Annotated in this window: 12 protein-coding genes; 7 read left to right on the top strand and 5 right to left on the bottom strand. The window is 59.8% G+C overall.

The window, feature by feature from the left end:
* Positions 1-162 precede the first annotated feature (162 nt).
* The 5 genes from HMPREF2547_RS06800 to HMPREF2547_RS06780 form a co-directional block, all read right to left on the bottom strand.
* Positions 163-636, bottom strand: coding sequence for an Rrf2 family transcriptional regulator (locus HMPREF2547_RS06800; RefSeq protein ID WP_070605254.1), 474 nt, complete (start codon positions 634-636; stop codon positions 163-165).
* 112 nt (positions 637-748) lie between these two features.
* A complete protein-coding gene (locus tag HMPREF2547_RS06795) occupies positions 749-2,584 on the bottom strand; it encodes a phosphoenolpyruvate carboxykinase (GTP) (RefSeq protein WP_069359740.1) in 1,836 nt (611 codons plus the stop codon).
* A gap of 298 nt (positions 2,585-2,882) precedes the next feature.
* Complete coding sequence (locus HMPREF2547_RS06790; RefSeq protein WP_070605252.1) at positions 2,883-3,308, bottom strand: DUF6802 family protein; 426 nt, start codon at positions 3,306-3,308, stop codon at positions 2,883-2,885.
* Positions 3,309-3,342: 34 nt separating this feature from the next.
* Positions 3,343-4,371, bottom strand: a complete 1,029-nt coding sequence (locus tag HMPREF2547_RS06785; protein ID WP_070605249.1) for a hypothetical protein — start codon at positions 4,369-4,371, stop codon at positions 3,343-3,345.
* A complete protein-coding gene (locus HMPREF2547_RS06780) occupies positions 4,353-4,895 on the bottom strand; it encodes a hypothetical protein (RefSeq protein ID WP_070605247.1) in 543 nt (180 codons plus the stop codon). The genes HMPREF2547_RS06785 and HMPREF2547_RS06780 overlap by 19 nt, the downstream gene beginning before the upstream one ends.
* Positions 4,896-5,219: 324 nt before the next feature.
* On the opposite strand from HMPREF2547_RS06780, the gene trmB reads away from it, so the two are divergent.
* From trmB to HMPREF2547_RS06745, 7 genes are all read left to right on the top strand, one after another.
* On the top strand, positions 5,220-6,068 hold the full coding sequence (gene trmB, locus HMPREF2547_RS06775) for a tRNA (guanosine(46)-N7)-methyltransferase TrmB (RefSeq protein WP_246819644.1): 849 nt from the start codon (positions 5,220-5,222) through the stop codon (positions 6,066-6,068).
* 4 nt (positions 6,069-6,072) lie between these two features.
* The gene (locus HMPREF2547_RS06770; protein WP_005510460.1) at positions 6,073-6,756 is read left to right on the top strand and encodes an NYN domain-containing protein; all 684 of its coding nucleotides are present in this window, start codon (positions 6,073-6,075) and stop codon (positions 6,754-6,756) included.
* A 59-nt stretch (positions 6,757-6,815) separates the two neighbouring features.
* Entirely contained in the window at positions 6,816-7,859 is a 1,044-nt protein-coding gene (locus HMPREF2547_RS06765) for a lysylphosphatidylglycerol synthase transmembrane domain-containing protein (protein ID WP_222865623.1), read from the top strand.
* Positions 7,860-7,921: 62 nt separating this feature from the next.
* Positions 7,922-8,293 (top strand): DUF3054 domain-containing protein, encoded by a 372-nt coding sequence (locus tag HMPREF2547_RS06760; RefSeq protein WP_016421636.1) that lies wholly within the window; start codon positions 7,922-7,924, stop codon positions 8,291-8,293.
* Between the two features lie 87 nt (positions 8,294-8,380).
* A complete protein-coding gene (locus HMPREF2547_RS06755; protein WP_016421637.1) occupies positions 8,381-9,907 on the top strand; it encodes a peptide MFS transporter in 1,527 nt (508 codons plus the stop codon).
* Between the two features lie 251 nt (positions 9,908-10,158).
* Positions 10,159-10,428, top strand: a complete 270-nt coding sequence (locus tag HMPREF2547_RS06750; protein WP_016421638.1) for an ACT domain-containing protein — start codon at positions 10,159-10,161, stop codon at positions 10,426-10,428.
* 14 nt (positions 10,429-10,442) lie between these two features.
* On the top strand, positions 10,443-11,807 hold the full coding sequence (locus HMPREF2547_RS06745; protein WP_069359737.1) for a PFL family protein: 1,365 nt from the start codon (positions 10,443-10,445) through the stop codon (positions 11,805-11,807).
* Positions 11,808-11,818: the final 11 nt, after the last annotated feature.

Below are 11,818 nucleotides of genomic sequence, written 5' to 3'. Positions count from 1 at the left end.
TGTTTGCGCAATATGGTTTGTTGGCGCCAAAATTAGTCTTTGCAGTTGCGAATCAACCGCTTTTAGCTGCAGAAACGGCGCCACCGAAAGTTTTGACAGACAGGCTTCGACAGCACCACTCTCAGCTCTTTTCGAATCGAAATCAGGCCTTCAGCTCTACGCCTAAACCGGACGAATATTCAGCCGAGAACCCTCGGGCGCGCTAGCTCCCTCGGGAGTATCACCATCCGCACCATCAACCGGCTTGGCGGGAATGAGATCCGCAATCAACACCGGATCCAGCGCGGCGAAGAACGCCTCCTGCGCGGCCGCTAACTTGCCACGCAACAGGCACGTCGGCAGCAATGGGCAGTCAGTGCCGACGCAATCGACGACCTCGTTGTTTTCCAGAGTGCGCAGCAGCTTGCCGACGGATTTTTCCGTAGCCGAATCTCGCAGATAGATGCCACCATTGCGCCCCTTGACCGCTTCCAAGAAGCCGAGCTCCACAAGCCGCGAGACAACCTTGGAAACATGCGCGCGAGACGCATTGAGAGACTCCGCTACCTCGGCAGCGGTGTATTTGCGCCCCAGCTCCCCCATCGCCATCAAAGTGATGACACGCAGGCTCAAATCAGAGAAAAGCGTTAGTTGCATTGCGTGTCATCCTTCATCGTTGTACTGCACAAACCACCCCCTTGCCAGCCACTTCGGGCAACAAGGGGGTGGTTCTAGGTTCTAGCTTTTAGCAAGGCTAGCTAGCAAGATCTTAGTCCTGCAGGCTCTTCTCGATACGAGCCTTCAGAGCCTCGAACTCGTCCCAGACTTCCTGCGGAACGCGGTCGCCGAGGAACTTCAGCCACTCCTCGTTGTCCGGCAGGTCACCCTGCCACTTAGCAGCCGGTGCCTTCAGGGCTTCCTTGACATCTTCAAAGTCGATGTCCAGGCCAGTCAGGTCCAGGTCCTCTGCCTTAGCGGTGTGACCAACAACGGTCTCCTTGGCGCCAACACGGCCCTCAATGCGGTCGATGATCCACTTGAGAACGCGAGAGTTGTCACCGAAGCCCGGCCACAGGAAGCGGCCGTCTTCGCCACGGCGGAACCAGTTGACCAGGAAGACCTCTGGCATCTTGTCGCCGCCCTTGGCGCCCATGTCGATCCAGTGCTGCAGGTAGTCACCGACGTTGTAGCCAATGAACGGCAGCATTGCCATCGGGTCGTGACGCAGGGAGCCGACCTTGGCCTCAGCGGAAGCAGCGGTCTGGCCGGAAGCCAGGGTTGCACCGATGAAGGTTGCGTGGTTCCAGGACAGTGCCTGGGTTACCAGCGGCACAGTGTCCGGGCGGCGGCCACCGAACAGGATGGCGTCGATCGGGACACCCTGCGGGTCGTCGTACTCCGGTGCGGCGACCGGGCACTGCGAAATCGGGGTACAGTAACGGGAGTTCGGGTGCGAGGACAGCTCGTCGGAATCCGGAGTCCAGTCATTGCCCTTCCAGTCAATGAGGTGATCCGGCTTGCCTTCCATGCCTTCCCACCAGACGTCACCATCGTCGGTCAGTGCGACGTTGGTGAACAGGGTGTTACCGGCCTCCATGGTCTTCATGGCGTTCGGGTTGGAGGAGTAGTTGGTGCCCGGCGCAACACCGAAGAAGCCGTTCTCCGGGTTAACAGCGTACAGGCGACCGTCCTCACCGAACTTCAGCCATGCAATGTCGTCGCCGACGACCTCGGCCTTCCAGCCCTCGATGGTCGGAGTCAGCATAGCCAGGTTGGTCTTACCACATGCAGACGGGAATGCAGCGGCGATGTGGTAGGCCTTGCCCTCCGGATTAGTGAGCTTCAGGATGAGCATGTGCTCAGCCATCCAGCCCTCTTCCTTGGCCATGACCGAAGCGATACGCAGTGCGTAGCACTTCTTGGCCAGGATGGCGTTTCCGCCGTAGCCGGAACCGTAGGACCAAATCTCCTTGGTCTCCGGGAACTGGGTGATGTACTTCTCATCGTTGCACGGCCATGCAACGTCCTCCTGGCCCTCCTCCAGCGGAGCGCCAACGGAGTGCAGAGCGTGGACGAAGTCTCCGTCCGGGCCAATCTTGTCCAGGGCATCCTGACCCATGCGGGTCATGATTCGCATAGAGAGAACCACGTATTCCGAGTCGGTCAGCTGAACACCCAGCTTCGGCTCCGGGTCGGTGATCGGACCCATGCAGAACGGAACGACGAACATGGTGCGGCCCTTCATGGAACCGCGGTAGTGCTCGGTCATTTCCTTCTTCAGCTCGACCGGATCCGCCCAGTTGTTGGTCGGGCCAGCGTCCTCTTCCTTTTCAGAAGCGATGAACGTGCGGGACTCCACACGAGCAACGTCCTTCGGGTTAGAGCGGGCAAGGAAAGAGTTCGGGCGCTTTTCCTCATTCAGCTTGATAAGAGTTCCCTTATCAACCAGGTCCTGGGTAAGGCGGTTCCACTCTTCTTCCGAGCCATCAGCAAAGACAACCTTGTCTGGCTGGGTCAGTTCTACGACCTCAGCAATCCAGCGCAGCAGTTCGGCGTTCTCGGTCGGGGCCTGGCCCTCGAGACCAGGAATAGAAGGTGCGGACATCAGTTCTCCTGACTCATTGATTCGCGTCTTAATTTAAGGCTACCGGGGGATACCGAAAGTTGCCGGGCCCCACATCGACAATCGGCTTGTTCCCGCATTTGCAAGCCGTTACATCACAGCTTTACAACAAATAATTTTCCTCGCCCCATTCTTGCGACCTGTTCATTTACGGCCATAACCAGTGAATAAGGCCAGCCTCACCACATAAATTTACAACCATTAACCCTTTGGGTGCAGTTACCCCCATTTGTAAGCAACCGAGACACGGGTACCCCCGCGCACCGTGGTTCCAAAGTCGTTAGTCCCAGCTGCCCCGAGCGGATTGCTCCCATGAGTACGCATCCCACTTCCCCGCGGCTGATGCCGGTTCCACTGCTGCTTCGCCCATCGCGTCAGCAGCCCTCACATCATCACTGCTCCAAGACTCCCAAGTGCCGTCAAAACGGACCGTCGTAACGTGATCCACCGTGCCGTCACCGTCCAGATCTGAATAGATTGACAACCCGGAATCGTCGGCAAGCGTAATTGACCCCTCGTCGTCGCCGAGGTCGTAGAGCTGCCCATCGACCTCCACAACCAGCCCGGCGCCACCAACGTCCGCAGACTGCCCATCAATCGGCGTCGCCGCCTCCAAACCACACGGCGTAGCGGGCGAACGCACCTCCACCCCGACCTCGGACGCGGGTTGGTCGGAAAAGTACTGCAGTAATGAAAACTCATCCATCGTGATATCCCCCTATTTCTCTTCGCTGTCACGGCTATCGGGCAGGCGTTCCGGTGTACTCCGCCAGCTGCTCTATCCGCCATCCCGGACCCCGCGCACCAAGGGCTTCGCGCACCGTCATCTCCACGGACTGTGTCCATTTTCGCCGCAGATGGGCGAGGTAATTTGCCCGCCACTGCGCGGTGCGTTGGCGTGCGTTACGACGAATCGTTGCGCCCACCGCCACCACCGCAACGCCGAGGCCTATTGCAAGTGCGGCCAGCTGCGCCGCAAGCGTCGGCACCCCAACCCACATCAGCACCCCGTGGATGATCCGCACTGCGCCGACCGCCACGCCAAGCGAGGCCACCGCCACCAGCGCGTCCATGGCATAACTGGGGCGAGCTGGGTTTTCTGGAGCGGGCACCGGGATTTCCACACGAAAGCCCAATTCGTCGCCACACCGCTGCTGCAGCCGCGTCGCTGCGACCTCGGCACGGCCCTGAAGTTCCGCTTGGTCACCTGCGGGTCCGTCAGCCACTTCCTGGAGCGCATCCCGCACTGCACTCTCAGCTACCAACTGCATCTTCCGCTGCAATCGCGCCGCCGCCCCGGCTCCGCGCGATCGCTCCTGCGCCAGCTGAGCTCGCACATTTCGAGCCCGGCGCGCACTCAGTGTTTCTCCCGAGTTTCTGGGCGGGCCTTCTGCCAGCAGAACCAGGGTTCTGGCCATTCTCTCGTCCAGCGCTCCCATCGGGATTGTGCTGTCGATTTCCTGGCGCCAGGCCTCGGCATACTCACCATTGCCAATCAGGCCAACTGCAACGCGACCGGTGGCCTGGCTAATTGCTGCAACCGTGCTGACGCACTCCCGCGTGGGCTGCACCTCGCTGTCTGCAACATAGAGCACGACGGCGCTGCGTTTATCCACAAACTCCAGCCGACGTGGCGGCGTCGCAGTGTCAACAATCTGCGAGAAGTCCGCGCGGTCCGCCGCGTCCCCGGCTTTGGTGACAAGGAGCGGTGGCTGCTCAGACCCCTCCGCCGAGACCGGGCGTGGCTCAACTACGTCCGGTGTTGCCATAGCAACTCCTCCAGGCTGTCTCTAGCCGCGGGAAAGGCTGCCGCGATCTCAGTCAACTGCACTGCGAGTAGCCCGTCATCATTGCGTGATCCGCCTTCCGCACCGTAGCGTTCAGCAATCTTCCGCAACGCGGAACTGAACAAAAAGGTGTGTTCAGCTGTCTCGTTTGTGGTGATGTCGCAATACTCGTCGGCAAGCGAATGGCGAATCGGTTGTTGCTCGATGACCAGCGCGACAGGGGCGGACAGCTTGTCGGCCAGCTCCGCGTGACATTGCGAAAATGCCTCGCGCACAGCGGTTTCGCGCACGCCCCTGCGCAATCGCGCGCAGATTATCGGTGGCCGTTTCTCGCGCTCAAGCGCCTTGGCGACGCACACCTCCGCGCCGCTCGTGTTAGCGGTGTCCGAGTGCGCGGCCTGCCGTGATGACAGCCAGTCCACCACAGCACCGCGCAACGACGACGATGTAGATCCCGTTGTCGGCTGTGTTGTTTCCGTGACATCAGTTGCGGAAATAAGGTCCATTAGGCCTAGTCCCCTCCCATAAATCCCCTGCGTGGCTTAGTTAAAACCTGCGTAACCCCCATACGACCCGTAGGCCAGATTCCGCGCCCTGAAACGCTGCGCTAGGCAGACCCCAAGCACCGCTTCAACCAACGAATAAGCGCGGCTTCGCGTTCAGCCTACAGCGGACCGCGGATTCGGCAAGTCGACAAAACAACTCGCCTCGCCGTGCCGCCAATTCAGGACGACGCGGCATCGTCAACCGGCGTGAAACCGCCAGGACAACAACAAAAATCCTAGGGGCAATGATTGGATAGTTGGCCGATGTCGTGGACAATAGGGAACGTGACTACTTCTGATTTTTCTGAAAATATCGAACAGCCTGCGGTTTCGCAGGAATCCGAACCATTGCCAACTCGCGCAGACGCGCAGGCGGAACAACCGCATGAGCGCCAGCCGAAAAAGGGCGAATTGCCTGCAGGTCGTCCGGAAAAGACCCAATTCGATGATGGTCTTGACTACCCGCGCATCGGCAATCTGTCCTTCCGCCGTGGCACTTTGACTCCCAACCAGGAAAAGATCTGGGAAGACAACTGGGACACGTACGGCAAGGTCCTCTCCGACGAAGTCATTGACGTGGAGGAATGGTTCGGCCGCAAGGGTCCGACCATCGTCGAGATTGGCTGCGGCACCGGCACGTCCACCGTGGCAATGGCTCCGCAGGAACCGGACCACAACATCATCGCCGTTGAGCTTTACCGCCCTGGCCTGGCGAAACTACTCTCCGCCACCGTGCGCAATGAGGTGTCGAACATCCGCATGGTCCGCGGCGACGGCGTCGAGGTCCTGCAGCGCATGATCGAGCCGGAGTCGCTGGCCGGCGTACGCCTGTTCTTCCCGGACCCGTGGCCGAAGGCACGCCACCACAAGCGCCGCATTGTGCAGTCCGGCACGTTGCGCCTGATTTCTTCGCGTCTGAAGCCCGGCGGCATTTTCCACGCCGCCACCGACCATGCGGACTACGCCGAATGGATCGAGGAGCTCCGCGAGGTCGAGCCGACGCTCGAGCCCATCGCCTGGCCCTGGCCGGAATCCCCCATGCTTCTCGACCGACCGACGACCAAGTTCGAAGCCCGCGGCCTGAACCTCGACCACGACATCCACGAGTTCATCTGGCGCAAGAAAGAGGCATAGGAACATGAGCACTACCCAAAACACCTCTGCCAGCTACAACACCACCGAGACGCACCCCACCGCACTGCTCGTGTGGGATGCCCCGAACTTGGACATGGGGCTCGGCGCCATTTTGGGCTCCCGCCCGACCGCCGCGCACCGCCCCCGCTTCGACGCCGTGGGCAAATGGCTTATCGACGAAGCCGAGCGCGTATCCCACAAAATCGGTTCCGATGTCCTCCCCGAGGCCACGGTGTTCACCAACGTCAACCCGGGCTCAGCGGAGATTGTCCGCCCCTGGGTCGAGGCTCTGCGCAATGTCGGTTTCGCGGTCTTCGCAAAGCCGAAGATCGAAGAGGACACCGACGTTGACCCGGACATGATTGCGCACATCCAACGGCGTTACGACGAGGGCGTGTTGCGCAGTGTCGTCGTTGCGTCCGCCGATGGCCAGAATTTCCAGGAGCTGCTGGAAAAGCTCGCATCCGAGGGGATTCGGGTAACCGTCATCGGTTTTCACGAGCACGCTTCCTGGGCGCTGGCCTCCGATGCGATTCGCTTCGTTGACCTGGAGGAAATCAAGGGCGTCTTCCGCGAGCCGCTACCGCGTATCGATCTCGACCGCCTGCCTGATGGCGGTGCGTGGCTGCAGCCGTTCCGTCCGCTCACGTCGTTGCTCAAGGAGCGCGACGGCAAGAACGACGACTAGGGAGACCACTGCGGCAACGTCTAGGGAGACGAACAGGAAGACGAACAGGCTTCTTATTTATGTCACGACTAAAAAATGTCCTCAAAACCGGTAATTCGAGCTGGCTGCGATCGATAATCCTCGTACCCCTCGTGATTGCCGGTATCGTCCTGACGGTAAGAAACTGGGACAGTGTCGTCCAAGGGCTGCACATCCTTGCAGATGTTGACGCTAAGTGGCTGTTCATCTCCATTTTTTCCGTGGCTTTTTCGCTCTACGCGATGGCGGAAGTGATGCGTCTGCTGTTGCGAGCTGGAGGCGTAAAAGCAGCCACTCGCCGCAGCACCAATGCGTTAACCCTCGCATCCAACGCGTGGGCGGTCACCGTTCCCGGTGGTGCTGCATTTTCCACGGCGCTGCAGATTAAGCGCATGATGCAGTGGGGCGCATCCGCGGTCCTTGTCAGCTGGTTCGTGCTTTTTTCGGGTGCGTTGTCGTTTTTAGGTCTGGCATTTCTGGGGCTTGGCAGCCTCTTCTTCGTAGGACAGGGCGGCACGACCGCAGTGCTCATCGCTATGGCAATTGTGGTGTTACTAGCCACCATTTTGCTGTGGCGGATCTCGCAGAACCCAGCTTTCCTCAACAAGGCGGGTGCATGGTGTCTACGTGTCTTTAACAAGATTCGAAAGAAGCCCGCGGACACCGATGTCGACCGACTTGAAGAGTCCATCAAACAGCTGACCAGCGTGAAGTTGCCCGTGCAAACTTTAGCTCTTTCCTTCACCTGGTCCTTTATCAACTGGGTGGCGGAAATTGTCTGTCTCTACGCCGCCATCCGGGCCGTTGGTGTCGATGACATCTCCGCTACGAAGGTGCTGCTGGCCTTCGTAACCGGCAAGCTCGCGGGTTTCATCCAGGCCACACCGGGCGGCATCGGCACTGTCGAGGCCGCTTTGACTGCGGCTCTCATCGCAGGCGGCACCACCGGCGCCGAGGCTTTTGCAGCGGTGCTGGTCTACCGCATCGTTTCCTTCGTCCTGGTGGCAATTGTGGGCTGGATTATCTACGCCCTCGGCTTCGACCACAAGGATCAGCCCGAGCATCAGCCAGTCGCTGACCGCTAATGGCTTCCTCGCCGCTGGTCGCTGGTCACCCACCGATCTGAGGGGTCGCTAGACTAAGAAGCATGAACACACGCGTATCGACGTTCTTGATTGACATCCTCGCCATCTTTATTTTCGCCGTGTTGGCACGTCTGGCTCACAACACTCCCGAGGATCCTTTTACCTTCATCAATATCCTCGATACCTGGTGGCCGTTCGCATTCGGTGTCCTCCTGGGCACCGCGCTGATTAAGAACGAGCCGAACCCGCGTGCAGTGAGTTCAGGCGCAATTGTGTGGCTCGGCACTGTCGTCGTCGGCCTAGCTGTGTGGGCCACCCGCAATTCGGCAGTCCCGCACTGGTCCTTCATTCTGGTTGCCTCAGTCATGAGCGCCTTGCTGCTGCTGGGTTGGCGAGCAGCGTCGAATGCGGTTGCTCGTAAGTCTCTGGACTAAGCCTTTGGCCCCGTTCCTAACCCTTCGATTTAGTTCACTGACTAAATCTGGTTTTTAATTTTTGCACTCCGCCTCGATAATTGAAGAATGGACAAATCTTCAGACGAGGCTCTCGGCAATCAACCAACTGCTGAGACCCAACGAACTCATAACCCCGCAGGGTCCAGCGAAGACCGCACCTTCATGGGCCAACCGTGGGGTCTCGCCAATCTCTTCGGCATCGAAATGTGGGAGCGCTTCAGCTTCTACGGCATGCAGGCCATCCTGGCTTTCTACATGTACTACGAGACCACTCAGGGCGGTCTCGGCCTGGACAAGGGTGCTGCTACCTCTATCGTCGGTGCTTACGGCGGTCTTGTCTACATGGCCGCACTCGTTGCCTCTCTGGTTGCTGACCGTATCCTTGGCTCGGAGCGGACACTGTTCTACTCCGCCATCCTGGTCATGTTTGGCCACATCTCCTTGGCATTCATCCCCGGCGTGATTGGCCTGGCTATTGGCCTTGTCTCCATCGCAATCGGCTCCGGCGGCGTGAAGACCAACGCACAGGTCGTGCTGGGTCAGCTCTACGCAAAGGACGACCCGCGTCGTGACGCCGGCTTCTCCATCTTCTACATGGGCGTCAATATCGGTGCCCTGTTCGGCCCACTGCTCACCGGCTGGATCTGGGGAATGAAGGGCTTCCACTGGGGCTTCGGCCTGGCCGCTATCGGTATGGCTGCCGGTCTGATTCAGTACATCCTGATGCGCAAGTCCACCATCGCCGAGGCTGGCCATGAGATTCCGAACCCGCTGCCGAAGAAGCAGTACCCGGTATGGATTGGCATCGCAGTGGTCATCACTGTTGTCTCGGTTACGCTGGTTTCCACCGGAATTGTTCCGGTCACGACTCTTTCCACTGTGGTCACAGTGATTGCACTGATCGCCGCTGTGGTGCTGTGGTGGCAGATGTACTCCTCGCCACTTACGACGAAATCGGAGAAGACTCGCCTGGTCGGCTTCATCCCGATGTTCGTCTCAGGCGTGCTGTTCTTCGGTATCTTCCAGCAGCAGTTCACGGTGCTGGCCATCTACTCGGACATCCGCCTCGACCGCGAGATCTTCGGTTGGGAAATGTCCCCGGCCTGGATTAACTCGATCAACCCGATCTTCATCATCGCCTTCTCGATGGTCTTTGCAGCCGCCTGGTCCAAGCTTGGTGACCGCCAGTGGTCCACCCCAGTGAAGTTCGGTGTCGCCAACATCATCATCGGTATCTCGCTGTTCTTCTTCATCCCATTCTCCGGTGGCGGTGAGAACTCCACTCCGCTGTATGCGATTATCTGGATTCTCTTCCTGTTCACCATGGGTGAGCTCATGCTGAGCCCGGTCGGCAACGCCCTTGCTACCAAGGTCGCTCCGGCAGCATTCCCGTCGCGCATGATGGCCGTCTGGCTGATGGCAGTCGCTATGGGTACTTCACTGGCAGGCACCCTGGCCGGCTTCTACAACTATGAGGATGCCGCTGCTGAGAACACCTTCTTCATCACCCTGGGTATCGCCTCGGTTGTCCTGGGCTTGATTCTGCTCGCCCTGCGCAAGTGGATTGTCAAGGAGTTCGTCGACGTCCGATAGGGCCGTAGGGCCGGATCCGTAAGGCTGGCCCCCGCTCTGGCACAGCCCACGCCCACGCCCACGCCCCTCCCCCTCCTCCCCACTTCACGACACCTATGTCACCTCATGCCGCCTCCACAGATGGCACGTGGTGACATAGGTGTCGTGAAGTGTTTTTGGGCGGCCCTGAACATGCTTCACCACAAACTTGCCACCAGCACAACCGCCATCCACAGATTTTCCCCGCCTCCCCACCGGCTAAAATTGAGGCCATGTTTGCCATCATTACCGTCACCGGCGAGGATCACACCGGCATCATCGCCGCCGTCACCACTGCTCTGGCGGAGCAGGACGTCAACATCGTCGATGTTTCCCAGACCCTCATGGATAAATGGTTCACCATGATCCTGCGGGTGGAGTTCAACGAGAAGGCCACCCCTATCAGCACGCTGCAGGGTTACATGGATTCCGTCGGCAAGCGGGAGGGGCTTGTCATTCGAATCCAGTCTGAGGCGCTGTTCAACGCCGTCAACGAGATTTAAAGGGCGCGACCAGGATGGATTTCAACTTCGCGCAATCTAAGTTCCTCGACACTATTGACATGATCGAGAAGTACCGTCTGGATATCCGGACGGTCACCATGGGGATTTCCCTGCTCGAGTGCTCTCGCTCTGAAATGGAAGCCACCGCACAGGCCGTGTATGACCGCGTAACCAGGCAGGCCGCTCGCCTCGTGGAGGTCTGCGAGGGTATCGAGGCGGAGCTGGGCATTCCGATCGTCAATAAGCGCATCTCCGTCACACCAGTTTCCCTCATCACGGCCGGTTGCGAAGGCGATCCCACAGTGGTTGCCAAGGCGCTCGACCGCGCTGCCCGCGATTCTGGGGTGAACTTCCTCGGCGGCTACTCGGCGCTCGTCGAAAAGGGCGCGACGACCAGCGAGAAGCGGCTCATCGACTCCATTCCCCACGCTCTTAGCGAGACCGAATTGGTGTGCAGTTCGGTCAACGTTGCGTCGTCACGCGCGGGCATCAACATGGATGCGGTGCGCCGCATGGGCGAGGTAGTGAAGGAAGCTGCGGCGCAAACCGCTGACCGCAGCTCGATTGCCTGTGCCAAGCTGGTGGTTTTCGCCAATGCGGTGGGCGACAATCCTTTCATGGCCGGCGCGTTCCACGGCGTTGGGGAGCCAGATTGTGTCGTGTCCGTCGGCGTTTCGGGTCCGGGCGTGGTCGATCGCGCGCTCGGCGATCTGCAGGGCGCCAGCTTTAACGAAGTCGCCGAGGAGATTAAGAAGGCGGCGTTCAAGATCACGCGCACGGGTCAGCTGGTCGGCACGATGGCGTCGGAGCGCCTGGGCGTGCCTTTTGGCATCGTGGACCTCTCGCTCGCGCCGACTGCAGAGATGGGCGACTCCGTCGCTCATATTCTCGAGCACATGGGGTTGGAGCAGGTCGGCACGCACGGCACCACTGCCGCGCTGGCACTGCTTAACGACGCCGTCAAGAAAGGCGGCCTGATGGCGTGTTCACGCGTCGGTGGACTGTCCGGGTCGTTCATTCCGGTCTCTGAGGACAAGGGCATGATTGATGCTGTGCGCGCGGGGTCGATCAGCATGGACAAGCTGGAGGCGATGACCTCTATTTGCTCGGTGGGCTTCGACATGATCGCGATTCCCGGCGACACGCCTGCGACCACGATTTCCGGCATGATTGCCGACGAGGCCGCCATCGGTGTGATGAACCACAAGACCACCGCAGCCCGCCTCATTCCGGTGCCGGGTACCAAGCCGGGCGATGAGGTGAACTTCGGTGGTCTGCTCGGCTACGCGCCGGTCATTGATGTCAATGCCAAGGGCAATGCCGAGTTCATTGCCCGCGGCGGCTACATCCCCGCGCCGGTGCACGGCTTCAGGAACTAGCGGATTCGGAC

Source organism: Corynebacterium sp. HMSC055G02 (assembly GCF_001809065.1).
Classification (GTDB): domain Bacteria; phylum Actinomycetota; class Actinomycetes; order Mycobacteriales; family Mycobacteriaceae; genus Corynebacterium; species Corynebacterium jeikeium_D.
The sequence above is the reverse complement of the archived record's forward strand: the minus strand, read 5'-3'. Positions and strand labels throughout refer to the sequence as shown.